The sequence below is a fragment of the Streptomyces showdoensis genome (assembly GCF_039535475.1).
Taxonomy (GTDB): domain Bacteria; phylum Actinomycetota; class Actinomycetes; order Streptomycetales; family Streptomycetaceae; genus Streptomyces; species Streptomyces showdoensis.
This window is the reverse complement of record NZ_BAAAXG010000026.1, coordinates 1,419,571-1,442,253: the sequence shown is the minus strand read 5'-3', so window position 1 is coordinate 1,442,253 and position 22,683 is coordinate 1,419,571. Positions and strand designations below refer to the sequence as shown.

The 22,683-nt window shown below is 71.4% G+C and carries 32 protein-coding genes and 1 tRNA gene; 3 read left to right on the top strand and 30 right to left on the bottom strand.

All coding sequences use genetic code 11. From position 1 onward, the window contains the following. Positions 1-73 precede the first annotated feature (73 nt). Both ABD981_RS19420 and ABD981_RS19415 read left to right on the top strand, forming a co-directional pair. Positions 74-146: transfer RNA gene (locus ABD981_RS19420), tRNA-Lys, on the top strand. A gap of 337 nt (positions 147-483) precedes the next feature. Next, complete coding sequence (locus ABD981_RS19415) at positions 484-720, top strand: helix-turn-helix domain-containing protein (protein WP_046909033.1); 237 nt, start codon at positions 484-486, stop codon at positions 718-720. A 100-nt stretch (positions 721-820) separates the two neighbouring features. On the opposite strand, the gene ABD981_RS19410 is transcribed toward ABD981_RS19415, so the two are convergent. The 4 genes from ABD981_RS19410 to ABD981_RS19395 all read right to left on the bottom strand — a co-directional run bounded on the left by ABD981_RS19410 (position 821) and on the right by ABD981_RS19395 (position 2,388). Further along, positions 821-991: a hypothetical protein gene (locus tag ABD981_RS19410; RefSeq protein ID WP_165590961.1), complete on the bottom strand. Its 171-nt coding sequence runs from the start codon at positions 989-991 to the stop codon at positions 821-823. Positions 992-1,067: 76 nt separating this feature from the next. Continuing rightward, complete coding sequence (locus tag ABD981_RS19405; protein ID WP_131723886.1) at positions 1,068-1,268, bottom strand: hypothetical protein; 201 nt, start codon at positions 1,266-1,268, stop codon at positions 1,068-1,070. 53 nt (positions 1,269-1,321) lie between these two features. Beyond that, positions 1,322-1,687, bottom strand: a complete 366-nt coding sequence (locus ABD981_RS19400) for a hypothetical protein (RefSeq protein WP_131723887.1) — start codon at positions 1,685-1,687, stop codon at positions 1,322-1,324. A gap of 116 nt (positions 1,688-1,803) precedes the next feature. Then, positions 1,804-2,388, bottom strand: coding sequence for a hypothetical protein (locus ABD981_RS19395; protein WP_123954662.1), 585 nt, complete (start codon positions 2,386-2,388; stop codon positions 1,804-1,806). Between the two features lie 100 nt (positions 2,389-2,488). Here ABD981_RS19395 and ABD981_RS19390 point away from each other — a divergent pair, with 100 nt between their 5' ends. Further along, positions 2,489-3,526 carry a helix-turn-helix domain-containing protein gene (locus ABD981_RS19390; protein WP_046909088.1) on the top strand — a complete coding sequence of 346 codons (1,038 nt, stop codon included), beginning with the start codon at positions 2,489-2,491 and terminating at the stop codon, positions 3,524-3,526. On the opposite strand, the gene ABD981_RS19385 is transcribed toward ABD981_RS19390, so the two are convergent. From ABD981_RS19385 to ABD981_RS19260, 26 genes are all read right to left on the bottom strand, one after another. After that, positions 3,523-3,777 carry a hypothetical protein gene (locus ABD981_RS19385; protein WP_046909035.1) on the bottom strand — a complete coding sequence of 85 codons (255 nt, stop codon included), beginning with the start codon at positions 3,775-3,777 and terminating at the stop codon, positions 3,523-3,525. The genes ABD981_RS19390 and ABD981_RS19385 overlap by 4 nt on opposite strands. A gap of 181 nt (positions 3,778-3,958) precedes the next feature. After that, a complete protein-coding gene (locus ABD981_RS19380; protein WP_123954663.1) occupies positions 3,959-4,219 on the bottom strand; it encodes a hypothetical protein in 261 nt (86 codons plus the stop codon). Beyond that, complete coding sequence (locus ABD981_RS19375) at positions 4,216-4,449, bottom strand: hypothetical protein (protein ID WP_046909036.1); 234 nt, start codon at positions 4,447-4,449, stop codon at positions 4,216-4,218. The genes ABD981_RS19380 and ABD981_RS19375 overlap by 4 nt, the downstream gene beginning before the upstream one ends. A 15-nt stretch (positions 4,450-4,464) precedes the next feature. Beyond that, entirely contained in the window at positions 4,465-5,373 is a 909-nt protein-coding gene (locus ABD981_RS19370) for a peptidoglycan-binding protein (RefSeq protein WP_046909037.1), read from the bottom strand. A 75-nt stretch (positions 5,374-5,448) separates the two neighbouring features. After that, entirely contained in the window at positions 5,449-5,955 is a 507-nt protein-coding gene (locus tag ABD981_RS19365) for a hypothetical protein (RefSeq protein ID WP_046909038.1), read from the bottom strand. Between the two features lie 8 nt (positions 5,956-5,963). Continuing rightward, positions 5,964-8,744, bottom strand: coding sequence for a hypothetical protein (locus ABD981_RS19360; protein WP_123954664.1), 2,781 nt, complete (start codon positions 8,742-8,744; stop codon positions 5,964-5,966). A gap of 3 nt (positions 8,745-8,747) precedes the next feature. Continuing rightward, positions 8,748-10,715 (bottom strand): phage tail tape measure protein, encoded by a 1,968-nt coding sequence (locus tag ABD981_RS19355; RefSeq protein WP_046909039.1) that lies wholly within the window; start codon positions 10,713-10,715, stop codon positions 8,748-8,750. Then, positions 10,712-10,993 carry a phage tail assembly protein T gene (locus ABD981_RS19350; protein ID WP_425586500.1) on the bottom strand — a complete coding sequence of 94 codons (282 nt, stop codon included), beginning with the start codon at positions 10,991-10,993 and terminating at the stop codon, positions 10,712-10,714. The genes ABD981_RS19355 and ABD981_RS19350 overlap by 4 nt, the downstream gene beginning before the upstream one ends. 50 nt (positions 10,994-11,043) lie before the next feature. Then, positions 11,044-11,457, bottom strand: coding sequence for a hypothetical protein (locus ABD981_RS19345; protein WP_046909041.1), 414 nt, complete (start codon positions 11,455-11,457; stop codon positions 11,044-11,046). Between the two features lie 17 nt (positions 11,458-11,474). Further along, complete coding sequence (locus ABD981_RS19340; RefSeq protein ID WP_046909042.1) at positions 11,475-11,906, bottom strand: phage tail tube protein; 432 nt, start codon at positions 11,904-11,906, stop codon at positions 11,475-11,477. 3 nt (positions 11,907-11,909) lie between these two features. Beyond that, entirely contained in the window at positions 11,910-12,248 is a 339-nt protein-coding gene (locus ABD981_RS19335) for a hypothetical protein (protein ID WP_046909043.1), read from the bottom strand. A gap of 75 nt (positions 12,249-12,323) precedes the next feature. After that, positions 12,324-12,743, bottom strand: a complete 420-nt coding sequence (locus tag ABD981_RS19330) for a DUF3168 domain-containing protein (protein ID WP_240495304.1) — start codon at positions 12,741-12,743, stop codon at positions 12,324-12,326. After that, positions 12,740-13,204 (bottom strand): HK97-gp10 family putative phage morphogenesis protein, encoded by a 465-nt coding sequence (locus ABD981_RS19325; RefSeq protein ID WP_123954665.1) that lies wholly within the window; start codon positions 13,202-13,204, stop codon positions 12,740-12,742. Before ABD981_RS19325 ends, ABD981_RS19330 begins: the two co-directional genes overlap by 4 nt. Continuing rightward, on the bottom strand, positions 13,204-13,530 hold the full coding sequence (locus tag ABD981_RS19320; RefSeq protein WP_046909044.1) for a phage head closure protein: 327 nt from the start codon (positions 13,528-13,530) through the stop codon (positions 13,204-13,206). The genes ABD981_RS19325 and ABD981_RS19320 overlap by 1 nt, the downstream gene beginning before the upstream one ends. Next, positions 13,527-14,108 carry a hypothetical protein gene (locus tag ABD981_RS19315; RefSeq protein ID WP_123954666.1) on the bottom strand — a complete coding sequence of 194 codons (582 nt, stop codon included), beginning with the start codon at positions 14,106-14,108 and terminating at the stop codon, positions 13,527-13,529. Before ABD981_RS19315 ends, ABD981_RS19320 begins: the two co-directional genes overlap by 4 nt. Continuing rightward, the gene (locus ABD981_RS19310; RefSeq protein WP_046909045.1) at positions 14,108-14,467 is read right to left on the bottom strand and encodes a DUF7302 family protein; all 360 of its coding nucleotides are present in this window, start codon (positions 14,465-14,467) and stop codon (positions 14,108-14,110) included. The genes ABD981_RS19315 and ABD981_RS19310 overlap by 1 nt, the downstream gene beginning before the upstream one ends. A 79-nt stretch (positions 14,468-14,546) precedes the next feature. Next, positions 14,547-14,924: a hypothetical protein gene (locus ABD981_RS19305; protein WP_046909046.1), complete on the bottom strand. Its 378-nt coding sequence runs from the start codon at positions 14,922-14,924 to the stop codon at positions 14,547-14,549. A 45-nt stretch (positions 14,925-14,969) separates the two neighbouring features. After that, positions 14,970-16,190, bottom strand: a complete 1,221-nt coding sequence (locus ABD981_RS19300; protein ID WP_123954667.1) for a phage major capsid protein — start codon at positions 16,188-16,190, stop codon at positions 14,970-14,972. Between the two features lie 56 nt (positions 16,191-16,246). Next, entirely contained in the window at positions 16,247-16,957 is a 711-nt protein-coding gene (locus tag ABD981_RS19295) for an HK97 family phage prohead protease (RefSeq protein ID WP_046909047.1), read from the bottom strand. 177 nt (positions 16,958-17,134) lie between these two features. Continuing rightward, positions 17,135-19,126: a phage portal protein gene (locus ABD981_RS19290; RefSeq protein ID WP_123954668.1), complete on the bottom strand. Its 1,992-nt coding sequence runs from the start codon at positions 19,124-19,126 to the stop codon at positions 17,135-17,137. Between the two features lie 2 nt (positions 19,127-19,128). Continuing rightward, the gene (locus ABD981_RS19285) at positions 19,129-19,308 is read right to left on the bottom strand and encodes a hypothetical protein (RefSeq protein WP_046909048.1); all 180 of its coding nucleotides are present in this window, start codon (positions 19,306-19,308) and stop codon (positions 19,129-19,131) included. Between the two features lie 23 nt (positions 19,309-19,331). Continuing rightward, the gene (locus ABD981_RS19280; RefSeq protein ID WP_123954669.1) at positions 19,332-21,140 is read right to left on the bottom strand and encodes a terminase large subunit; all 1,809 of its coding nucleotides are present in this window, start codon (positions 21,138-21,140) and stop codon (positions 19,332-19,334) included. A 19-nt stretch (positions 21,141-21,159) separates the two neighbouring features. Then, positions 21,160-21,642 (bottom strand): phage terminase small subunit P27 family, encoded by a 483-nt coding sequence (locus ABD981_RS19275; RefSeq protein WP_046909049.1) that lies wholly within the window; start codon positions 21,640-21,642, stop codon positions 21,160-21,162. A gap of 137 nt (positions 21,643-21,779) precedes the next feature. Beyond that, positions 21,780-22,097, bottom strand: coding sequence for a hypothetical protein (locus ABD981_RS19270; protein ID WP_046909050.1), 318 nt, complete (start codon positions 22,095-22,097; stop codon positions 21,780-21,782). Between the two features lie 51 nt (positions 22,098-22,148). Beyond that, positions 22,149-22,346: a hypothetical protein gene (locus ABD981_RS19265; protein WP_131723888.1), complete on the bottom strand. Its 198-nt coding sequence runs from the start codon at positions 22,344-22,346 to the stop codon at positions 22,149-22,151. Beyond that, entirely contained in the window at positions 22,334-22,561 is a 228-nt protein-coding gene (locus ABD981_RS19260; RefSeq protein ID WP_131723889.1) for a hypothetical protein, read from the bottom strand. The genes ABD981_RS19265 and ABD981_RS19260 overlap by 13 nt, the downstream gene beginning before the upstream one ends. Between the last annotated feature and the right edge of the window lie 122 nt (positions 22,562-22,683).

Sequence of the window (22,683 nt, the reverse complement as noted above, 5' to 3'; positions counted from 1 at the left end):
CGGTGCGCCGGGGCCGATACCCGATCGGTTTCGGGGAGCTCTCCCGCTATGCTGCACGGGTGTGCTTGTCCACGGGCCGTTAGCTCAATTGGCAGAGCAGTGGACTTTTAATCCATTGGTTGTGGGTTCGAGTCCCACACGGCCTACCGAACGGCCCCAGGTCAGAGACTCTCTGGTCTGGGGCCGTCCCTTTCTGAGGCCCCCTCAAGGTCACTTGCTGGCGCGCTGCTGGCGCGAGGGGACACGAAGAAGCCCCACCCGATCCGGAGTGAATCGGGTGGGGCTCCGTGTGCCCCGCCAGTCATTGGCGGCGTCCGGCGGGGCGCTTAACCCTGCCCGGGTGAGCTGGTGCTCGGATGTACGGGCAGGGAGTCAGGGATGGGGAGGGAACCCCTCCGCTTTCCGTGTGAATGCAGTTCACATCAGGATCGATGTATCGTCAACAGTACAGACATTCGATCTTGACCCGGCGAGCGTGGACGAGTGCCACGCTCCACCGGATCGCCCCCCTGGGTCGTCGACAACAGACGCCGAGTCGGTGAGCAGATCCGTGCGGCCCGGTTACGCGCCCAACTCACCCAAGAAGCCGTGGCGAACAGGTGCGAGATGGAGCGTCCGAACTACGTCCGCATCGAACGCGGCCAGGCCAGCGCAACCCTCGACACCCTGTTCTTGATCGCCAACGCGCTCGGCGTACCTCTTGCCGATCTTGTGAGGTAGCCCCGACCGGGGACGGGCCCGGCCGCGCCGGGGGAACGTGGCGCGGCCGGGGTAGAGGGCCTGCCTGCCGGGAGCGAAGACCGGCAGGCAGGAGACGGGGCTACTCCGTGGTGCTGTCCTCGGTGTCGGGGCCGGGGTAGAGGCTCTCCGGCGTGTGCGTCCGGGCGTGCCGGTCGCCGAGCGAACTCTGGGTGGCAGGCGGGTGGGGGTGGTCCCTGGTGTCCCGCGCGGTGTAGTTCTTCGCCGCCCTGATCGTGTCCTTCTTGCCCATCACGGGGTCCTTCCTTGCGCCGGCCAGGTGTGGACCTGCCCGTGGACGGCCGACGTGCTCGTCCACGGGCAGGAGCTCATCGGCCTGCGCGGCGGCGGGCCATGTCCTGGTACTGAGCGAGCGCGACAAGCGTGTCTCCAGGCGGCCCCGCAAGCTCCTTCTGGTGCTCGGCGCAGGCGTAGACGTCGCAGCCGTTGCGTACGGCGACCACGATCGTGGGGGCTCCGCCGGGGCTCGCTGTGTGGCGGCAGCGGGCGCAGGCGCGGCTGCGGGGCATCGGCGGCCTCCCTCGGCGTCGAGCGGTGGCAGGGGTAGGCGCAGACTGCGTGGTCATCCGCGGGGCCCCCGGATAGCGACGCGCGGCGACGCGACTCCGGACCACACCTGCCCGCGGGCCCGGGCGGCTGCCAGGTGGGCCGCAGCGTCGGTGCACTGGTCGTCAGGGCGCGGGTCGAGTGCCACGGAGATGTGGATCCGCCCGGTGCCGATGGCCGAGCGGTACCACGGCCCGGCGACCGTGACGTGCAAGGCCAGGTCGTCGTGCCCGTAGTCGAGCATCACGACGCCCTCGGTGAGGTACACGCGGCGGCTGCTCCGGGACGATCCCCACCCAGGGGTGAGGCCGAGGCCGGAGGCGATGGCGAGCATGTCCCGTGACGCCGCCTCGGTCTCCTCGTGCCCGACCGAATCGTGCACGAGGAGCAGGCGGCATTCGCGGCCGGCCGCCGTACCGAAAAGTCCGGGGACCGCAAGGACCCGAACGAGCCGGTCTCTGCCGGGCGGGAGCATGTACCCGGGCTTGCGTGTCTGGATCACCGGCTGCCGCCCTTCGCCAGGCGCAGCAGGTACTGGCCGCGCTCGACGAGGTCCTGCACCGCGCGCGGGTCACACAGGTCGCCGGGGCCCTTCATCGGCACCGCCCAGTAGCTGGCCCCGTCATACGGGGTGGTCCAGCTCGGGTCAGGGACGCCGACGTACGAGCCGGCGCCCAGGCACTCCGCGCCCGGGGAGTACAAGCCGTCACGCCACTCCCGCCGCAGGGACACGCTCGGCGGCATCAGGGCGTAGTACCGGCGTGCGCTCTGGTCCATCCACACGGGGCCGCCGTACAGCATGGCGTCGAGGACCCTGTCCGCCTCAACGGGCTTCGTCTTCCCGAGCACCGCGTGCACGACGTCGGCGTCGATCCGTACGACGCTGAACAGGGGCCCGCACTTCATGAGCGCGATGCGCTGGCTTCTCCAGTGGTGGCGTGCCTCGTCAACGCCAGCTGTCGACAGCAGGAGCCATGCCCGTACCGCAGCTTCGCGCTCCTGGCGGGTGACGATGGCCAGCGCGTCCTGCGCGGTTGGATCTTCGATGGGCGCGGTTTGCCGCGCGAGTGTGCCCTCATACATGGGGGTGCCTCCCGACCCGACTCGGTAGGCCCAACACGATCCGGTGCAACAGGAACTGATTCCATATCACCTTCGTATGCGGGGCCCGTATGGTCGTGCCATGAGTCGTCGGGACCTCTGGGATGACGCGCGCTTACGCGCCGCCGCGGCGCAGCGAGACTGGGCCGCCGTACTACGCCGCTACCGGCACCTCACGGGCCTGTCCCAGTCGAAGGTGGGCGAGCTCATCGCCATGACTCAGGGGTACGTGTCCAACATCGAGCGCGAGCAGCACACGATCACCAGCGCCGAAGTGATCCAGCGCATCGTGACCGGCCTCGGGATGCCGCCGGAACTCGGCGGTGTCGGACTATCGGGACCCACCCTTTGGGGGCCCGACCCCGAACTACGGGAACGCGTCGCTCACGCCCAGGCCCGCGGGCGCGTGGATCTCGGCACGGCCGAGCGCCTGAGCCGAGTCCTTGCTGAACACCGCCGCGCCGAGGACGAGATGGACGGCCCTGTCCTTTGGGCCGTCGTCCGGTCCCAACTCGACGCCGTAACCAGGCTCATCCCCGAATCGTCCGGCCCCACGGCCGACACCCTCCACGTCCTCGCCGCCGAGCATGCGCACTGGCTCTCCTGGGTCGCCTGGCAGGAAGAGCAGCGCGGGCCGGCGCTCGCCTGGATCGACGCGGCGCACGGCTGGGCGGTCGACGGGGGGCATCACGACATGGCGGCCTGGGCGGTCAGGGTGCGCGGCTGGTACACCCTCAGGGCCGGCGACCCTCTCCGTGCCCTGCGTACTGCGGAGGCCGCGCGCACAATGCCCGGCCTGTCGCCCGCGGCCGAGGCGATCGCGGCCCACACCGCGAGCATGGCCGCGGCGGCCGTCGGGGAACGGGACCGCGCGATGAGGCTCCGCGACCGGGCGCTCGCCCTCGCGCTGAGCGTCCCCGACGAGGGAGACCGGCCCGCGTGGCTGTACTACCTCACCCCCGACCGGGCCCGCCTCCACGCAGCTGATACCGCCGCAGCCTGCCACCGGTGGGCGGACGCAGCAGCCGAGCTGCGGCTCGTCTTGCCACGGCTGGAGGGCTACCCCCGCGACTACGCCCACTACGCTGCCCGGCTCGCTGAGGCCGAGCGGCGGTCCTAGTCGACCCGCCGCATCTCCTGGGGCCGGATAACCGGCTGCTCGCCGGGCGCCAACGTCGCCTTGATCCTCGCCTCGATGTCGGGGAACGCGGGCCCGTACGCCTGGCGGACGCCGCCGAGCTCGTAGTAGTCCTCGGGCCCGGGGTCCGGAAACTCGAAAACACCAGTTCGACGTTCGAGGTCGCCCGGCTCGTAGTCGTCCGGGCCAACACCGGCGGGGATGATCGCGTAGCTGATCTCGAATCGCTGCATCTCCGCACCGTAGCGCGGGAACTGACATGCCGTCCGGTGTCGGGACCGAACGGCATGCCCGTCACCATATCGCCCTCGCCTCCGCAGCGGGGAGACAGTAATCAGACGTTGGGCAAGAACGACAAATGGCCCCCGCCCGGCGCATGGCCGGACGGGGGCAAGGTGGGACGTCGGATGCCGATCAGCGGGCAGCGAGCTCGTACAGGGTGAGGCCGAGCGCGCACACGCCGACGAAGGCCGCGAGCGAGGGGAGCGGCCAGCGTGCCCGTTCCAGGGAATCGAGCCGCGCCTCATGGTCGGCGAGCTGCTTGTCGGTCTGGTCGCCTCGCTGGACCAGGAGCGCGAGGGCGCCGTCGACGCGGGCGAAACCGGCCTCCATGGTGCCGCGCAGCCGTTCCAGCTCGACGGCGACGGCCTGCTCGGTGGGCGGGGGTGTGGTCACGAGGCGGGCCCCTGCTCGTCGACGAGGCCGAGGCCGATGCGGTCGAGCAGCTGCTCGACAGCGGGCACGGCCATGACGCGGGCGAGGCCGCCGGCGACGGCGAGCGCCCCGGCGACCCACGGCAGGGAGGCAGGGATGCCCGAGGCGTCGACGATCGCGGGCAGGGCGACGGCCAGGCCCACCGCGCCCTGGAGGACGGTGCGGACGGTGCGGATGGTGGCGGTGTTCATGATGAGGTACTCCTACTACTTGGTGATCTTGGGGACCTTGAGGGCGTTCCAGGAGGCGCGGCCCGGCCAGCCGTCGGCGTCGCTGCCGGAGAATCCGAGCTTGCGCTGCCAGGCGGCGTACGACTGGCGGTCGGCCTCGGACCAGCGCGGGCCCGGCCCGACCCGGTAGCGGCCGCAGCCCTCGGCCGTCAGCCGGCGGCCCATCGCCGTGACAATCGGGCTGTTCGGGTTGACCTTGAAGAAGGCGGCTCCGGGGAACGCCTCGTACCGCGGGGCCGCGGGCTTGGACGCCGGCGGCTTGGCGGGGTCCTGGCCGAGGCGGCGCTGGATCCGGTCGCGCATGCCGGGCATGCCGAAGCCGCGGGGGTCGTTCTTCCAGTCGGACCACTCGGAGTGCCCGATCACCGAGCGGGCGCCCCAGCCGTGTGCGCGGCACAGCGCCGCCGAGACCCGCTCGATCGCGAGCAGCTGCTCGGGCGGCCACGGGTCCTCGCCGTTGCCGAGATTGATGCACTCGAACCCGTAGAAGCGCGGGTTGCCGTCGACGGCGCCGTCGCTGCCCTGGTGCTCACGCGGGGCCGGCGGGCGGGCGCCGTAGGTCTCGCTGGTGACGGCCTGCAGGACGGACGGGTCGCCGCCGCCCGCGTGGTTCGCGCGGCCCGCGGAGATCAGGTGCACCGTGCCGTCCTTGGCGATGACGCCGTGGCACAGCGGTCCGGGCAGGCCCGCGTAGCCGTCGTTGCAGATACGGACCGAGCTGGCGGTGCCGCTGCTCACGGTGTGGTGGATCATCACGCCGACCACGGGGCCCCAGGTGCCGACGTGGTTGCGGTTGTGGGTGCGCCATCCGTCGTGCTCGACGACGGTGACGCCTTCGGCGCGGAGCGCGGCGAGCAGCCGGTCCGGGGGGAGTGGTGCGGCCATGGTGGGGCCTCCAGAGATGAGGAAAGCCCCGGGCCGTGACCGGCGCGGGGCGAAGGGAAGAGAGGGAGGGGCGGGTCAGGAGACGCGGCGAAGGCGCAGCCAGGAGTCCGCGTGAACGATCGTCGCGGTGGCGGAGGTCGCGACCTGCGCCCAGCGCAGCGCGAAGACGCCGGCCGTGACGCTGGTGACGAGGGTGCCGACGGGGATGCCCGACATCCGGGTGCCGAGGTTCGACGGGAGGCCGCGGGTCGCGGCGAGATTCTGCACAGTGACGTCCTGCGTCGTGGTCGCGGTCGTACCGCTCGTACCGCCGGAGGTCCACTGGAACGAAGCCCCGGCCGGGGCGGACCAGCCGAGGTTGATGCCGCTGGTCGCGCTGGCGGCGAGGTTCTGGCTGTAGATGATGTAGCCGGTGACCTGGTAGGCGGCCTGCGCGGCGACGGGCACGAAGAGCGTGGAGTCGGGGGCCAGGGTGGCGGTCGTGCGCGGCTCGTCGGCGAGCTTGCGCGCTTCCAGCGGGATGAGCGCGGCCAGGAGCTCGGGGGTGATCTCTTGCCCGGAGAGCAGTTGGGGGTAGGGCATGGCACCTCCTACAGGGCGATGATGGCGGGCCGGGCGCGCCGGACCGCGGTCCCGGCGGTGTGCGCCTTGGTCACGCCGTTGCGGGAGCGGACGACGGTGGCGGTCTGGGTGAGGGTGGTGCCGGTGATCGAGGTGATCTGGATGCGCTCGCCGCCCATGACGACGTCGAACGGGAAGCTGGACGGGTAGGTGGCGGAGTCGATCCAGCGGCTGGCGCCGGCCGCGGTGACGAGCGTGAGGGTGGTGGCGCTGGTGCTCACCGAGCTGCCGAGCGTGCACCCGGAGGTGTTGCTGCGGCCTCGGTCCCGGCTGCCGAGCACGGCGACGTCCCAGGGGGCGCCCGGGGCGCACGTGAACGTGATCGTCCAGCGCTTCTCGCCGATGGTCTCGGTGTAGCCGAGGATGATGAGGTCGATGTCGTCGGGACCGTGGGATGCGGGCAGGCGGGTGAGCCGGATCTTGTCGCCGACGTCGGCGAGGTAGATGTCCCGGGCCATCGCCCACACGCGCGGGTTGCCCATGTTGAGGGTGATCTTGGGGTAGCGCAGGCCGTCGTACGTGCCCACATGCCGCCGCCAGCTGGCCTGTTGGGCGGGCTGGGTGTCGTCGGCGAGGGACAGGGTGTAGGCGACGTCGTAGCGGCCGATACCGTCCGGCGGGTCCTGGACGGACAGCGGCCCGTCCTCCAGGACGGCGTAGCCGAAGGAGCCGCCCCTGCGCTGCACCGCGACGTCGTTGCGGGTGAGCTTCTCGTCGTCGAGCGGCTTGAACGGCTGGCTGATCACCCCCTGGCTGAAGTCCAGGACGATCGTGGGGTCCTGGTTGTAGAGGGTGTCGTGGCCGCGGTAGACCAGGGCCCGCTCGTCGCGCCGCTCCAGGACGTAGCCGAGGTCGGCCTCGGCGCCGGCCTGCAGGACGTCGAGCAGCTTCGCGGCCCGCTGGGTCCCCAGCCGCACCTGCCTGTTGCCGTCGCCGAGGAGGTAGGCGGGGACGCCTGCCTCGCTGCACACGCGCAGGAACCGGATGCCGGTGCTCTCTCCGGGCCAGCCGGTGAGCGCGCCGTACACCTCGGACGCGGCGGGGGCGGCGGGGCCCCAGTAGGTGACGTACCCCAGCGCCATGGAGTCGCGCAGGGTGGCGTCGATCTGCTGCCAGTCGGCCTCGACGCGCTGCACGGCCCTGGGGGTGAGGGAGTCGGTGCCGCTGCCCGCGAGGACCCCGTCGACCCACAGCCTCCATGGGGTGCTGCCGGGCGTCGTGCTGTCCACCTGGAACCGCAGGTGGTGCGGGCCGGTGTTGAAGATGCCCACGTTGGTGATGGTGCCGAGGAGCGCGGTCGAGGACGAGGTCGCGCCCTCCGAGCTCCTGGTGATGAGGATCTGGTTCAGGGGCGCCTGCATGAGGATGGAGTAGGAGATCTGCGGGTCGGCGTCGGTGGCGGCGCCGCGGTCGTAGATCAGCCAGTACAGCAGGATGCCTTTGTCGGACCGGGCGAGGTCGACGGACCAGCCGCTCGCGGCCGCCGCGGCGTTGTCGGGGACGTGCCCGACGAGGGTGCCGGCCGTGCCCTGCGGGCACAGCGCCGTGGGCTCGATCCAGTCCGCGACGGTCCCCTTGGACCACTGGGGGACGTCGCCGTCGCGGGCAACGGTCATCGCCTGCCCGCCCTTGAGGGACGTGCCCCAGGTGGCCTGTACCCCGTCGGTGAGCGGCCAGCACTCCAGGGCGCTACTGGCCTGCAGGTAGCGGCGGATCGCGGAGTCCAACGGCTTGTTGCCCGCGTCGAGGCGGCGGGTGATCCCGGTCGGGGTGATGGGCACGGTCTGGTCGGCGCCGGTCAGGTCCTGCTGCGGCGGCCAGGCGGGGACCTCGGCCGCCAGGCGGACATGCGAGTTGGACAGGGCCGCCGCGCCCGCCCGGGTCCACACCAGGCCGGCGCCGTCCGTGAAGCTGGTGTCCCCGGCCTCGGCGGTGGAGAGGTCGAGGTCGACCTTGCGGGTGTTGGTCGCGCCGTCGTACAGCTGCATGGCGTAGATGCGGCCGGCGGCGCCGTTGCCGATGATGCCCGTGTTCGTGCCCAGCTGCAGGCCCGCCGTGCCGGTGGGCAGCGCGGTGGTGCCGGCGCCGCCGGTGTCGGTGTCGATCAGGTGCCACTGGGTGGCGTTGATCATCGGCGCCCAGTAGAAGGAGACGAGGTGTCCGCCCGCGCCGTTGTCGACGTCCAGGACCACGCGCAGCGCGATGCGCTGCCCGGGGTAGGCGGGCACCCGGGGCAGGCTGCCGGCGCTCTTCTGGCTGCCCGAGGTCCCGTCCGGGTACCACTCCAGCCACATCTGCCCGGAGTTGATCAGCCGGAAGGTGAAGTGCCTCTGATTCCCCGCCGCCACGAACCGCGCGGCGAGCTCCTGGTCGGCGGTGTAGCTGTCGAGGGCGACCTCGATGCGCAGGTCGAGGTCGGTGACGTCCAGCGAGGCGTGATCGGGGGTGGTGAGCGCGGAGGTGGTGTCCCCGGGCAGCAGCAGGTAGGGGTGCCCGGCCTCGACGGTGTAGCGCAGCGGCGTGTTGGGGCCGATCTTCCCGTACAGCGCGCTGGTGGGGTCGCGGCGGGAGTAGTCGCCGTGGCGGTTGTCGAGCAGCATGTCGGCCGCCGAGGGGGCGGCGCGCGACCCCTCGGCGGTCAGCCCGCGCGACATGGCCACATCGCTGGTGGTGCGCAGGTCGCCGGTCCGGTCGTGCCACTGCCCGTCGTAGAACAGCTCCAGCCGGTCCGGGGGCGGCAGGGTCACCATGGTCTATTCGTCCTCTCCTGCGTAGCGGGCGACCGACGATCCGGCCCGCGTGCGCACCTCGTACTGGAACGCGTCCTGGAACGCGCCGCCGTTGACCGTGGGGGTGATGAGGACCTGGACCGGCTGCATCCGTCCGGTGGACGGCGCGGCCATCGCGGCCGGGGTGTTGATCAACGCGTCGAGCTTCGACAGCGGCAGGACGGCCTCCTGTTCGGAGCCCTCGCCGATCATGGCGAGGGTGGGGCCGGTCGTGATCCCGCCCTCGGCCAGGAACGGGATGAAGGGGATGTACGGAATGTTCACCCCGGGGATCTTGTTGGCCCCGTAGATCAGGTAGTTGATGCCCTCGATCGCGTTGTTGATCAGGTAGATGGCCCCGTTGAGGGCCTTCTTCAACCCGCCGGTGATGCCGTCCCACATGCCGCCGAAGAAGCCGGCGATGTCGTCGATGGAGTCGCTCACGTTCTGGGTGATCGTGTCCCACTGCCGGTCGATCCAGCTGGTGACCTTGTCCCAGTTGGTGCTGATCCAGTCGAGCGGGTGGAAGCCCTCGAACAGGCCCTGGATCCAGTCCAGGCCCTGGTTGAACGACTCGGTGATGTCGTCCCACAGGTCGGTGAAGTACTGGGCGATCGGGTCCCAGATCTCCTTGGCCTTGGCGCTGATCCAGTCCCACAGGATCTCCAGCTGGGCCTTGACCCAGTCCCACTTGGCGATCAGGAGCACGATGACGGCGATGAGGGCGACGATGCCCAGGATGATCCACGTGATCGGGTTGGCGAGCATGGCGATGTTCACCAGCCAGATCACGGCGGCCATGATGCCGAGCGCGACGGCCAGGCCCAGGATGATCGGGGCGAGGGTCTTGATGAGCTCCTTGTGCTCGGAGAACAGCTCCGACGCCTTGAGCACGATCGGCAGCAGCGCCTCGCCCAGCGTCATCTGCAGCGTCCGCATCGCCGCGTCCATCTGCTGGGCGGGGTCCTTCTCCATGGCCTCGGTCAGCTTCTTGGACGCCCCGGCCGCCTGGTCCATGCCGGACGCGGCCTTCGCCGTCTCCGGGTTCATGGCGAGCAGCGCGTCGGCCGCCTCGCCGGCCATGTCACCGAACAAGGCGACACCGAGCTGCGCCCGCTTGGCCGGGTCCTCGACGCCGCGGAGCGTGTCGAGGGTGAGCTGCAGCGCGTCGGCGGCGGGCTTGCCGCCCTTGCCGATGTCGGCGAGCATCGCCGTACCGTCCAGCCCGAGGGACTTGAAGCCCTCCTTGGCCCGGTCGGTCTCCTCGCTCGTGATGCGGGCGAACTCGTGCAGGATGTCGCCCGCCTGATCGATGTCCTTGCCGCCGGCCTTCACGAACTGCGACATCATCCCGAACGCAGTCGAGGCGTCGAGGCCGATGCGCTTGAAATGCGTTCCGTACTCCTGCACCACTGCCGGGACGTCGGCGAGCATGCTCTTGGGCAGGACCTGCGCGGCGCGGGTCAGGACGTCGAACGCCTCGGTGCCGTCCTTGACGAGGCCCTGCTTGACCAGCTGTCCGGCCGCCGTCGAGGCGTCGGCGACGTCGACCTCCAGCGCCTTGGCGAGGCCGAGGGCGCCCTTGGTCATGTCCTGCAGCTCGGCGTCGGTGAAGTCGCCGAGCTTGCCCATCGCGCCGGTGACGGTCGCCAGGCCGCTGGTGACCTCATCGAGGGACTCGCCGAACCCGTCGGAGAAGACGTCACCGGCGAGGCCGCCCGCGCGCGCGGCCTCCTCGCTGGTCAGGTCCAGGGACTTCTGCAGCTCGCTGCGGGCCCCGGCAATGTCCATGGCCCCGGCGATGCCCACGGCGAACACGGCGCCGGCGGCCAGGCCCGCGGCGGCGGCCGGGCCGGCCAGGCCGTCGAGGCGGTTGGTGACCTCCTCGGCGCCCTCGTCGACACCGGAGGAGTCCATGCCGATGCGGACCAGGAGCTCGTCCAGGATCGTCATCGCGCGCGCTCCTTTCTGCGGCCGGCCCGGTCGAACCCGGTCTGGATACCGCGGATCGCGGCCAGCAGCTCGTGCCCCGACCGGCGGGGGCGGGCGGCCCGGCTCCACTGCACGATGTGGTCGCGCAGCTTGGGGCGCTGGCCCTTCTTCATGTGCGGGGCGGCGACGTCCATGCCGAGCCGGGCGGCGACGACGTCCATGCGCGCGGGCCCGATGGGGCCGTAGAGGTTCTGGTATGCGACGAGGCGGATGAGCTCCTCCTCGGTGAACCGTGCCAGGACCTCGGACGGGGGGAGGCGGAAGGCCGCGGCGAGGTCGTAGTGCAGCCTCAGCTCGGGCCGTCGCCGAAATCCGCCTCAGCCGCCGCGACCTTCTGCTCGAAGCTGCGGTCGTCGTCGGACAGGTGGCGGCACAGGTTGAACAGGCCGTTCACGATTCCGGCGGAGCGCTTGGACAGGATCGCGACGCCCTCGCGGACGTCAGGGAAGACCAGGTCGCCGGTCTCCTGCTCGCGCAGGCACTTGGCCACGATCCAGGCTTTGTGGGACTTGACCGACATCTCCACAGCCTTGGCGGAGTCCCGGCGGGTCATGGTGGACGCCCTGTTCTGGTAGGTCTCCCAGTCGTCCGACGGCAGGCCGCACACCTGGAACATGACGCCCGGGGCCCACTCGGGGATCTCGACGTCGTCCTCGGTCTTGATGTCGTCCGCGTTGCGGATGAGGTCCTTGAGAGAGCTCATGGTGGGTCGGTCTCCTGTCAGCCGGTCGGGGTGAGGGTGGGCATGCCGCTGATCTTGAAGGTGACCGAACGTTCCATCTTGTCGTCGATGGGGTACGCGTCTCCGAGGTCGGTGATCATGGCGGCGAAAGTCCAGGTGTGCTCGTCCGGGTGGCCCGGAAGGATGATCACCTGGTAGTTGCGCAGGTCCTTCTCCTCGAAGTCCCCGTCAAGGGCGGCGTGCGTGCTTTCGCCGGGGTCGTAGTTGATGGTGAGCTCGACCTCGCCGCCGTCCTTGAGGCCCTTGATGAACTCGCGGTAGTCGTTCGGGGAGTCGTGTGCGGTGACCTCGATGGCCTCGCGGGAGCGGGACGGCCCGGAGATGTCGGCGACGTTGGCGATCACGCCGTAGGCGCCGGCGCCGGTGGTGTCCCGCAGGAACTGGGTGCCGAACGCGTCTGTACCTGCCACGGGTCAGGCTCCGATCTTGAGGACGGCGACCTTGAGGGCCGTGACTCCGTCGTAGGTGAGGGAGGCGCGGCCGGTCGCGCCGCGGAACAGGGTGGTGAGCGGGATGAGGCCGCTCTTGCCGGCGGCGACGACGAGGGTGGCGTCGGCGATGGCGTGTCCGTCGACCGTGCCGGGGGTGGCGAGGGTGACGGTGTGGGCGGACGCGTCGGCGTTGGACACGTACAGGACGTGTCCGGGGCCGACCGGTGCGGTGTCGCCGCCGCCGGCCGCGGCGACGGCGGCCGCCGCCAGGTCGGCGACGCCTCCGAGGGTGGTGACGGGGATGGCGTTCAGGGCTGCCACTGGGGGTACCTCCAGTTCTGCGCATGGGCAGGGCCCGGGCCGCGGGCGCGGGCCGGGTGTGCGGGTGGGGCGAGGTCAGGTGGGCGGCTGCTCGGTGACGATGCGGTAGCGCAGCACCACGTGCCGCACGTTGCCGGGCGGCTCGGGGTCGGTGAGGGTCTGCGTGGTCTCCCAGCGGGTCACGATGTGGTCGTGCCCGGGGATCGTCAGCGGCTGGTGGTCGAGGGCCGCGGTGATGCGGGCCCCGATCGTCAGGCCCTGGCTGTAGCCGCGGTACTGCGACCACACGTGGATGGTGACGACGGTCTCCTGCCCGTACCGGTCGTGCGCGTTGTCCGGTGTGCCGGTGGCCTCGCCGACGACGACGAACGGATACGCGGCGGTCTCGGGCAGGTAGTCGTAGACGCCGCTGATGAGCGCGCCGAGTGCGGCGTCGCCCCCGAGCGCCTGGACGAGGGCGCCCTGGACCGGCAGCAGCGGGTCGGCCGCCCTCATCGCAGGGCCCTTCGGACCTCGTCGGTCAGCCGGGCCCGGTAGCGCCCGCGCTCGGCCTCAAGCGCCGGCCGCAGCGCGGGCCGCGCCGCGATGCGGCGGGTCCCGTACTCCAGGAACCGGCCGTAGTACTCGGCGTCGTTGTGCCAGCCGACCAGCGCGGTCAGGCCGTCGTCCTTGTACGTCACGCCGACCTTGTCGTGCAGGTTGCCGCTGTCCCTGGCGACGTCGCGCTGCGTGTCCGCTTTCACGGCCTCGGCGGACTCCGTCACGGCCTTGCGGATCGCGGCCACGATGTCCTCGCCGAGGTCCTCCAGCTGGGCCTGCAGACGGCGGGTGCCGAGGATCTCCACGGTCATCCCGGAGCGGGCCACCGGATCACCTCCCATCCTGTAGCAGCCGTCGGGCAGCTCGCCCACAGCGGCGAGCAGCGCGCCCGCGGCCGCGCCCAGCGGGCCCGACATCAGGCGGGCTCCTGCTGGATCAGCTGGCACTCGGCCCTGCTGTAGCGGGTCGCCGACGGCTCGACGACCTGCTTGACGCGCAGCCGCTGCCCGCGGCCGCGCAGCTCGTCACCGCGCTGCACGTCCGCGTCGGGCAGCAGGTACACGTCGTGGGTGTGCTCGGCGCTGGCCTGCTGGGCCAGCATCCGCTCGGACGCGCCCGGCTGGTCCACCTTGGCGCGGACGTCGGCCTGGTGGACCAGGGTGGTGCCCTGCCCGCCGTAGCCGTCGTCGGCGGTCACCGGCCGCCACACCTCCAGGGTGCGGTTCAGGTGGCGGCCGATCATGTCCGGGCCCGGTAGGCGCCCAGCGTGCGGATGTCGCCGGGCGTGAGCTCCATGCCGAGAGCCTCGGCGGAGAAGCTGCGGGAATGGTCGCCGAGGGTCTCGGCCGAGAGGAACTCAGGGTTGGACCAGCCCACCATCGCCAGGCGCAGGGCGATGCGCTTCGGCCCGGCCGGGACCGGGGCGTAGCCGGGGGTGTAGACGACCTCAACGGCCCGGTCGTGGCTGGGCCAGTGGGCGCCGCGGCGGTGCAGGATCCCGGCCGCCGACCACGTGTAGTCGGCGTCCTTGCCGAACGTGAGCTCCTCGCCGTCGTCGGTCAGGGTGACCGAGGTGACGGACGTGACCGGCCAGCGCGGCAGGATCAGCTTCCGTGAGCCGCTGCCCGCCTGGCGGGCGTCGTCCTCGGTGGGGCCGTCGAGGACCACGGTGTCGGTGGACTGCTCCAGCGGCTGCCCGATCTCGTCCTCGATGACGCCCTGGCCGAGCTCGATCAGGAGCTCGGCCGTCGCGGTCTCATCCTCCGTGAACGAGTCCATGCGCAGCAGGCGGCGCAGGTCGTCGGGGCTGGCGTACGCCATCAGCTGCCGCCCTCGCTCTCGCCCTCGTCGGCCTGGTCGCGGCGGCGCTCGACCTCGGCGACGACGGCGGCGAGGATGTCGGCCTTCTTCGCGGCGTCGCCGAGGTCGATGTCGTGCTCGGCGGCGTAGGTCTTGAGCTGCTCGACGGACATGCGCTCGATGGGCGTCTCAGGGTCCGCCGGCGGCTCGGCGGGCCCGGCCCGGCGGGTGGGCTTCTTGGCCTTCGGCGGGTCGACGGGGCGGCAGTCGCCAGCCGCGATCCGGCGCTCGGCGTCGGCGTCGTCCATGTCGACGATCGCGCCCTCGGGCTGGTTGCCGTACCGGGGGTTGGACATCAGCCGCAGCATCTCGACACGCATGGTGGTGCCTCCTTAGGTGTGGCCCCCGCCCGGCCGCCCGCGCGGAGACGGGCGGCTGGGCGGGGTGCGGGCTCGGCGGTCAGGGCTTGACGCGGCCTCGGCCGCGGATGACGGTCACGCCGAACGAGGCGTCGCCGGTACCCGCGTCGGTGGCCACGGCGCGGATGTACCGCTTGATGCCGTGGTAGCCGATCACGGTGATGGTGGACGCGGTGAGCGTGGCGGGCTCGGTGCCGTCGAGGTCGGCATTGGCGACCGCGGTGTAGCCGGAGCCGAGCGTGTCGGACTCCTGGACCTCGATGGAGAACGCCGCGTTGGCGACGACGCCCGTGGAGATGACCACGGCGGCAGCGTCGTAGTTCGCCAGGTCCACCCCGGTGCCGGTGGCCGTGTCGACGCGGGCCGCCGGGGTCAGGGTGGTGGCGATGTCGAGGTGGTTCTTGATGTCGGTGCGCATGAGGTGTGCTCCTGTTCTGTGTGGGCCTGCGCGGGACGGGGCGGGTTACGGCACGACGTCGTTGGACTGCAGGCGCACGAACGCCTCGGCCAGGACCGGCATGCCGTCCGCCTCCTGGCGGCCGATGAAGCCCAGCTGATTCGTCTCGGCGTACAGCTCGTTGAGGCGCTGGACCTCGAAGTTGAGGGCCTCGGCGATCCAGTAGTAGGAGAAGTCGCCGAGCATGCCGACGTAGTCGCCGTCGCCGAACGTCGAGGGGGCGAACTCGCTGGTGAGGAACGGCAGGTCGAGGATCACGTCGGGGGCGTCGTTGGCGAGGCCGGCGCGCCAGATGTAGTTGCCGTCGCCGTCCTTGAGCTTGCGGATCGAGGCGATCATCAGCCGGTGGAACAGCCAGCGGGCGTTCTTGTGGTACGCGCCCTTGAGCGTGTACTTGGCGGTGATCAGGTCGTCCGCGGCGTTGCCCGCGGCCACGTTCGTGAACCCGGTGCCCGAGGTGGAGACGTCCACGTCGCGGGAGGTGGGGATGCCGTCGGCGTGCGGGGTGAAAAGACCGAGGGGCTTCTGGTTGCCGTCCCCGACCATGTACGCCTTCTCGGCGGTGACGCCGAACTTGTAGGCCATGCGCTCGCGGACGAGGTTCTCGGGGTTCAGGACCGAGGCGCGCATCAGCTTGCGGCTGATCTTGACGCGCTTGGCCAGCGGGTGCGGGCGCAGCTCCCGCTTGCCGAACCGCATCGAGTCGTCCTGGTTGCCGGTGGCGAGCTCGCTCGTCCAGTCGGCGTCGTTCAGGTCGGTGTCGAGGGTCGGCACGCCGAGGGACTCGGCCTGCGTGAGCTGCTGCACGGTGGCCAGGCCGCGCAGCTGCACCATGTCGTCGACGTTCTTGAGGAGGTCCTTGACGAACTGCTGCGGGGCGACGAGGAATCCGCCCTCCGGGTCGTGCCCGGCGTTCAGGGCGCGGGCCTGGCGCTCGGTCAGGACGGACCGGCCGCCGAGGAGGTAGGCGCGCAGGGCGCCCATGGCCTCCTCGCCGCCGCGCTGCCCCTCGTCGGGCAGGTCGTCCTCGGCGCGGGCGTCCTCGTCGAGCTTCTCGGCCCGCGCGATGGTGCGGTCCAGGCCGTCGCGCTCGTCCATGAGCTTGTCGAACCGGGCCTCTTCCTCGCCGGTCATCGAGCGGCCCTCGGACTCGGCGGCCTGCATGATGGCGCGGGCGTCCGCGCCGAGCTTGGTGCGCTTGCTGCGCAGCTCCCTGATGTTGGGCATCGGGGTGTTCCCTTCGGGTGTGGGTGTGCCCCGCGCGGCTGCGCGGCGCGAGGGGGTCAGATGCCGGCGAGGCGCCTGAGCCGGGTCTCGTCGACGGCGGGCGCGGCCCGCTCGTCGTCGTCGGTGCCGCCGGCGGCGTCGAGGAGTTCCTGCAGCGCGTCGCGGGCGCTGGTGACGATCTCCTTGTTCTTCTTGGACAGCACCGCACCCGCGCGGGCGCCGGCGGCGTCCAGTTCGGCGAGGCGGGCGAGGACGGCCTGCACGGTCTCGTCCGGGTCCTGGCGGACGTCCATGCCGCGCAGGAGGTCGAGCGCGGAGCGGCCGGACTCGACGATCGCGTTGGGGTCCATGGGCAGCGGGACGGCGGAGACCTCGAACAGCTCCCAGCCCTCGGGGACGCCTGCGTCGTCGATGTTCCAGACGTCGAACCCGATGCTGAAAGCGTTCATCATCCGGGCCCGGTACTTGCGCTCGACCTTGACGGCGAACTCGTCGTCCTGGTCGAACACGATGTCCATGCGCAGCTTGTCGCCGTCGATCCACGTCTTGTCGGACCGGCCGATCGGCAGGCCGTCGCGGCCCCAGTACGAGTGGCCGTAGCCGACGACCGGGTTGGCGTCGAACCGGCCGAGCTCGGCGCCGGCCATGGTCAGGTTGAGGCCGTCGCCCTTGCGGCCCTCGGTCGCGGCGATGATCGACAGCGGCTTGCCCGCCTCGTCGCCGTCCGCGCGCTCGACGTAGCCGCGCACGTAGCGCCGCTCCTTCATCGGTTCCTCCTCGGTTCCTCGGCCTGCCGGTCATGCGGCGGGCCGGTCTGGAAGCGGGCGGGTGTCCGTCCGCACGGTGTGCCCAGGTGCCACCAGGCGCCGGACGGGCCGCGCTCGGCGGGCCCGCGGCAGGCCGAGCAGCTGCCCGCCTCCATGGCGGCGGCCCCGCGGGGCGGGTCAGTCGACAACGGGGATCACCTCGCAGTTGCAGCCCGGGTGCACCGGGGGGTGGAAGGTGTCGCGCTTGGCGGTCAGGGCCTCGCCCTCGTCGCCCTCGACGTCGTCGCCCTTGGCCACGAAAGGCTTCTCGATGGCGCGCACGGCGCCGTCCAGGCGCTGGCAGTACGGGCAGTTCTGCGAGCCGCGCGCGACCCACTGGATCTTCTTGACGCCCGCCTCTTTCCAGGTCTCGCGGGCCGCGGCGTTCGGCAGCTGCGAGGACTCCCAGCGCGCGGTGTGCGCGGGCCGTTCCTCCTGCCACTTGGCCAGCCGCTCGACGACGGCCTCGGCGATGTCCTCGGTCGTCCCCTCGGTCTTGTCGACCACGGCCCGCAGCTGGCCGTAGGACGAGGACACCTGATAGCCGGCGTGGGACAGGGCGTAGGCGTTGGCCCATACGGACAGGTCGACGGGGTCCTCGTAGGCGACGGCCTCGGCGGCCTGGACTGCGATGTCGTCGGCGAACCCGGTCATGAGCGGCACCCAGAGTTCGGCCAGGCGCTCCATGATCGGGCCGTCCTCGGCGTACAGGACGCGGAGCGCGGCGAGGAATGCGCCCAGCGACCGGGCGCCGCGACCCGCCGTGAGGTGCTCGTCGACCAGGGCGCCGACCTCGTCGGCCTCGAGGTCTGCGACGTCCTGGTCGGACGCCTCGATCTTCTGGCCCCACTTGTCCGCGATGGTCTCGCGCACGGCGTTGCGGCCGGCCAGGAGCCGGGCGCGGCGGACGGCCGTCGCGTCGCGGCCCGCGCTGCGGCCGGCGGGCACCATGTTGAGCGGGACGAGGTAGTCGTCGCCGCCCTCGATGGGGTTGAGGTTCTCCTTGTCTCGCACGTCGTTCGCGGACAGCCACCCCCACTGGCGGCCGACCGCGTAGGCGGCGTACCGGGCGGCGGTGTCGCCGCGCAGCAGGGAGTCGACGAGGAACTCGGGGAAGTGCTGCTGCCGCTCGTCAGGGAGCAGCAGCTGCGTGAGGATCGCCTGTTCCCAGCGGACCAGCCACACGTTCAGGGCCGAGCCGATGTAGTCGAGTTGCTGCTGCTCGATGTTGGAGAACGTCGCCCGGTCCAGGTCCCCGACCTTGTGGGGCGGCAGTCGCAGCCAGCGCGCCATCTCGGTGACCTGCAGCTTCCGGGTCTCCAGGAACTGGGCGCTGTCGTTGGGGACGCCGACCTGCTGGAAGGTGACGCCCTCCTCCAGGACCGCGATGCGGTGCGCGCGGTCGATGCCCTTGTGGATGTTCTCCCAGTCGTCCGCCATGCGCCGGCGCGCCTCGGGCGACACGTTGCCCGGATGCGTCAACGCGCCGCCCGGGGCCGCGCCGTTGCTGAACACCTTCGCGCCGTGGTGCTCGGTGGCCAGGCCCAGACCGATGGAGTTGGCGGCGAGCTCGACGACCGGGTACCCCTGCACGCCGTCGAACCCGAGGCCGGAGATGTGCAGGACCTCATGGGGCAGGAGGACCGTGTGGATGCCGTTGACGTCGTCGTCGTACCGGTAGCGCCGCTCGAACCGGCCGGGCCCGGAGCGCTTCACGCCGATGGTGACCCGGTCGGGGCGCAGCGGCCAGATCTCCTCGACGACCCCAGTGCGCTCGTTGGACACGACGTACCCGAGGCCGTTGCCCCAGGTGATCGCGTGAGAGGTGAGTACCTCGCGCAGCCAGGCCGAGGACATCATGTCGTTGGGCTGGTCGTGCAGCAGCCGGTACAGCGGGTGGGTGGTGGCACGCTGCTTGCCGCGGGGCTGCAGCCGCTCGTACAGGAACAGCGGCAGTCCGGCGAGGTCTTCGGACAGGACCCGCACCCCGGCGAAGAAGGGGCTGTAGGTGAGGGCGGTGTCCTGGTCGACGCGGATGCCGGCGGAGTTGACGGACCCGCCGCGCATCCAGTCCTCGACCCATCGCTCGGGGGTCGCGAGTCCGGACAGGGCGCTGCGCAGGAATCCCACGGTCAGGCTCCCTTCTGCTGGTCGGGCGCCCTGCTCGCGCGCAGCTCGCCGAGGGCGCCGGTGACGCCGACGGCCAGGAGGACCAGGCCGGCCACGGCGACGCCGAGCCAGGGGGCGAGCAGGCCGAGGCCGATACCGAGGAGTGCGATGCCGAGCAGGGCGAGGACGTCCCAGCGGTCCACCTGCCTCACCTCCTTCACGGGGGTTACAGGGACATGCCCTGCGATTCGTAGATGGACGGGGTAGGCAGGCCGCGCAGGCCGCCGTCGATAGCGAAGAAGGCCGCGGGCATGCCGTCGATGCGCTTGCCGGTCTTGTCGCGCGAGGGCTTGACCGGGCGGACACGGTCGGGGTCGTCGCGAGGGCTCTTGCACTCCAGGTTGTCGGCCATCCACCTCGCGACGGGGTTGCCGAAGTGCGCGTACTCCCTCGCCTTGAGGCCGCGCATGAACTCGCTCATGGGCGGCGTCATGCGGGTGAACGTCGTGTCCGACTCCACCATCTTCATCCGGGTGCGCTTGGTGAGCGCCTGCCGCACGGGCTCGCCGCACCACTTGTCGTACGTGGCGTCGATGATCTTGTAGAGGTGGTGGTCGGTCTCGATGTCGTCGTAGATCGTGTCGTAGTCGATGGTGTCGCCGTCGGTGAGCGTGACCCAGCCGTCCTCGGCCCACTCGCTGAACTTCCCGTCGGTGAACTTGTCGAGGATCGGGGCGACGGACTGAGGGGCCCAGAACCGCCACACGAGCTCGCCGCCCGGGAAGTACAGGCACCAGGCGGTGAGGTCCAGCTTCGAGGAGAGGTCGAGGCCGCCCCAGCACCGCTGGCCCTCCAGGCGGCCGGCGATCCAGCCGGGGTTCGGGGCGAGCTCGCCCGTGTTCATGTCCCACAGGTCCATGGCGATCCAGCGCGACACTTCGCTCACGCGCTGGTTGAGCCGGAACTGCAGGAAGGCGTTCAGCGCCTTCCGGTCCCCAAGGGCTTCCTTGGCCTCCTCGCGCAGGGACTGGACGGACAGGAACGTCCCGAGCGCGGGGTTCGACCATGCCCAGTTCGCCTCGTCGGTCCAGTCGAGGGAGACCGGCAGGTCGGGGCGCCCGGGGAAGAGGCGGTGCAGCCGCTCCAGCTCGTCGGGTGTGCGCGGAGTCTTGCGTACGAAGGCGAAGTGGTGCGGCGCACGCTTCGGGTCCTCAAGGACGCGGTCGGCCTCGTCGATGAACTCGGCGCCGAACGAGTACTGCTGGCTGGTCTCGGTGGTGATCGCCAGCATGAGCGGTTGCGTGCGGGCGCCGGTGCCCGTGCGCATCGCCTGCCACAGCGAGTCGTCCGGCTGGGAGAGGACCTCATCGAGGATGAAGCAGTGCGGCGAGTGCCCGAGTTCGTTGTCGGCGTCGGCCGGGATGACCTCGTAGTGCGAGCCGGTCCGCTCGTCGACGATGCGCCGCGCGGCCTTGACGTGCTCAAGCCGCGCCGCGAGCAGCGGGCTCTTGAGCATCATCTTCCGGCATGGCTCGAAGACCTTGCCCGCCTGCCGGATCGTCGCAGCCGCGCCGTAGACCTCGGCGGACTCCTCGCCGTCCCCGCACAGCATGTACAGCGCGATCCCGGACAGGAGCGCGGACTTGCCGTTCTTGCGGGCCATGACGATCGTGGCGCGCGAGTAGCGGCGGACGTACCGGCCCCACTGCTCGGACCAGTGGACCTCCCCGAAGAGGGGCCTGATGATCTCGTGTTCCTGCCACGACGCCAGCACGAACTTGGTGTTGGCCAGGGCGCCGGCGGGGTGGACGAGGAGCTCGGCGAAGAACGCGACGACCCGGTCGGCGCGCGGCTCGCAGTAGTGCGCGCCGCGGCGCTCGCAGGTCTTGCCGTCGAGGGTGTACCCGCAGACGTCGCCCTTGCGGGACGCAGGCCGCCACCGCTTGTGGTGGTCGTACGTCACCGCCCGCGCGCGGCCCCGGGGCCGGGTGGCTGCCTTGCTACGGGCCGGGCGGGTAGTGGTCCCGGCGGTCATGGCACCCCCTCACGTGCGGTCAGGACAGCAGGCGCTCCGCCCCGCCGGGCTTCTCCTGTCCGCCGATGTGCAGCTGCGCGCGGTCGCTCGGGGTCAGGCCGAACCGGGCGCCGTACCGCTGCACCTGCGCGTCGGCGGCGTCGAGCGCGAGGAGCCAGGGGTTCTTGCCCATGCGGACGCCGGTCTGGTCGCCGTTCTTGTTGAACACGGGGTGCTCGACGACGGCGCCCTCCTGGTCGACGTGCTCGGCCGCCGCGCGCCTCCGGGCGACGGCGTCGCACCAGTTGGCGAACGCTTCGACGTCCCAGCCGGTCAGGACGCCGGTGGCGGTCAGCTGGTCGGCGAGCGTGTCCCAGACCTCGACGGCCTCGTTGCTGAGCCAGGCCGGCGGGGCGACGTCGCCCTCGGCGGGCCGCGGCTCCTCCGTGTTGATCCGATCCTTGCGGTCGCCGTGCAGCACGCGCAGCGCGGTGGGCTTCGGTGCCGGTCCTCGCTTCCCCATGGCCACCTCCAGTGACGTTCAGTTACGGCGGGTGGCCCGGTACGGCGGATCCCGAAACCTGTCGAGGCGTCTCTGGGCTCCCCCCCGCGTTCCGCGGGTCCCCGGGCCAGGGATTTGAGGCCCCCTCCCCCTCACGGTCAGTAGCGCGGGCCCGCGTTCCAGCCTCCGGGCTGGTGGCGGGCGGTCTCGCGCGAGTGGCACGGCGCGCACAGGCCGCGGCCTCTGCGGGGGTCGTGCTCGTCCAGGCCGCGCGCCTGCAGCTCGCGCTTGGACAGCGGGTAGTGGTCGGCCTGCGTGCTCGGCGCCCGCACGCAGACCACGCACACCGGGTCCCGCTCAAGGACGCCCGCGCGAAACCGTTGGACGTGCTCGGCGTTGTAGCCCTTGGACGAGGCCGAGCGGCGGGGCCGACGCTTGTCGTGCGCAGCGCACTTCGAGGCGGGCGGGGCGGCCATGGCGCCGCACCCGGGCGTGGTGCAGCGTCGCGGGGCGCGGCTCGGCACGGCTCACGCCCCCTTGCGTGTGAGGCGCAGCCAGGCGCCGTAGAGCGCGCCGCGGATACGCGGGATGTGCACGACCAGGTTGATGGCCAGGGAGCCGTCCGAGGTTCGTGTGCCGGTCGTGGCGTAGATCCCAGGGGACTCCATGACGAAGCGGGCGCCGACCCACCGGGGAAGCCCCGCACCGTAGTTCACAGAGGCCATGGCGCTACCTCGGGGGAGCGAACTGGTGAGGCACCCCGCAGCGCGTCGGCCACGGCGAGGAGCGCCGAGGCGATGGCCAGGTTGGAGTGTGCGGTGAGCACCGAGGCGGCGACCTCGCCCGACACGCCCCTGCCTTCGGTGATCAGGTTGAGGCGCGTGGACGTCTCGTTGATGGTGTGCAGTGCGTGCGCGTAGGGCGTACGCGAGTCGCTCACGGTTGCCTCCAGGGAGTTGGTGCCGCCGTCCAGCGCTGCGCGCTCACCGGGGCTCGGCCCGGAGGAGGCTCTACGCCCCATCGCCGGACGGCGGGGTATGGGAAGGCCCGTCCGCGTCGGGG

Excerpts from the sequence above, each read along its gene's own strand:
- ABD981_RS19410 (WP_165590961.1), bottom strand. The coding sequence starts at position 991 with ATGGGCAAGAAGGACACGATCAGGGCGGCGAAGAACTACACCGCGCGG.
- ABD981_RS19405 (WP_131723886.1), bottom strand. The coding sequence starts at position 1,268 with ATGCCCCGCAGCCGCGCCTGCGCCCGCTGCCGCCACACAGCGAGCCCC.
- ABD981_RS19395 (WP_123954662.1), bottom strand. The coding sequence starts at position 2,388 with ATGTATGAGGGCACACTCGCGCGGCAAACCGCGCCCATCGAAGATCCA.
- ABD981_RS19390 (WP_046909088.1), top strand. The coding sequence starts at position 2,489 with ATGAGTCGTCGGGACCTCTGGGATGACGCGCGCTTACGCGCCGCCGCG.
- ABD981_RS19385 (WP_046909035.1), bottom strand. The coding sequence starts at position 3,777 with ATGCAGCGATTCGAGATCAGCTACGCGATCATCCCCGCCGGTGTTGGC.
- ABD981_RS19375 (WP_046909036.1), bottom strand. The coding sequence starts at position 4,449 with ATGAACACCGCCACCATCCGCACCGTCCGCACCGTCCTCCAGGGCGCG.
- ABD981_RS19370 (WP_046909037.1), bottom strand. The coding sequence starts at position 5,373 with ATGGCCGCACCACTCCCCCCGGACCGGCTGCTCGCCGCGCTCCGCGCC.
- ABD981_RS19365 (WP_046909038.1), bottom strand. The coding sequence starts at position 5,955 with ATGCCCTACCCCCAACTGCTCTCCGGGCAAGAGATCACCCCCGAGCTC.
- ABD981_RS19360 (WP_123954664.1), bottom strand. The coding sequence starts at position 8,744 with ATGGTGACCCTGCCGCCCCCGGACCGGCTGGAGCTGTTCTACGACGGG.
- ABD981_RS19355 (WP_046909039.1), bottom strand. The coding sequence starts at position 10,715 with ATGACGATCCTGGACGAGCTCCTGGTCCGCATCGGCATGGACTCCTCC.
- ABD981_RS19345 (WP_046909041.1), bottom strand. The coding sequence starts at position 11,457 with ATGAGCTCTCTCAAGGACCTCATCCGCAACGCGGACGACATCAAGACC.
- ABD981_RS19330 (WP_240495304.1), bottom strand. The coding sequence starts at position 12,743 with ATGAGGGCGGCCGACCCGCTGCTGCCGGTCCAGGGCGCCCTCGTCCAG.
- ABD981_RS19325 (WP_123954665.1), bottom strand. The coding sequence starts at position 13,204 with ATGTCGGGCCCGCTGGGCGCGGCCGCGGGCGCGCTGCTCGCCGCTGTG.
- ABD981_RS19320 (WP_046909044.1), bottom strand. The coding sequence starts at position 13,530 with ATGATCGGCCGCCACCTGAACCGCACCCTGGAGGTGTGGCGGCCGGTG.
- ABD981_RS19315 (WP_123954666.1), bottom strand. The coding sequence starts at position 14,108 with ATGGCGTACGCCAGCCCCGACGACCTGCGCCGCCTGCTGCGCATGGAC.
- ABD981_RS19310 (WP_046909045.1), bottom strand. The coding sequence starts at position 14,467 with ATGCGTGTCGAGATGCTGCGGCTGATGTCCAACCCCCGGTACGGCAAC.
- ABD981_RS19305 (WP_046909046.1), bottom strand. The coding sequence starts at position 14,924 with ATGCGCACCGACATCAAGAACCACCTCGACATCGCCACCACCCTGACC.
- ABD981_RS19300 (WP_123954667.1), bottom strand. The coding sequence starts at position 16,190 with ATGCCCAACATCAGGGAGCTGCGCAGCAAGCGCACCAAGCTCGGCGCG.
- ABD981_RS19295 (WP_046909047.1), bottom strand. The coding sequence starts at position 16,957 with ATGAAGGAGCGGCGCTACGTGCGCGGCTACGTCGAGCGCGCGGACGGC.
- ABD981_RS19280 (WP_123954669.1), bottom strand. The coding sequence starts at position 21,140 with ATGACCGCCGGGACCACTACCCGCCCGGCCCGTAGCAAGGCAGCCACC.
- ABD981_RS19275 (WP_046909049.1), bottom strand. The coding sequence starts at position 21,642 with ATGGGGAAGCGAGGACCGGCACCGAAGCCCACCGCGCTGCGCGTGCTG.
- ABD981_RS19270 (WP_046909050.1), bottom strand. The coding sequence starts at position 22,097 with ATGGCCGCCCCGCCCGCCTCGAAGTGCGCTGCGCACGACAAGCGTCGG.
- ABD981_RS19265 (WP_131723888.1), bottom strand. The coding sequence starts at position 22,346 with ATGGCCTCTGTGAACTACGGTGCGGGGCTTCCCCGGTGGGTCGGCGCC.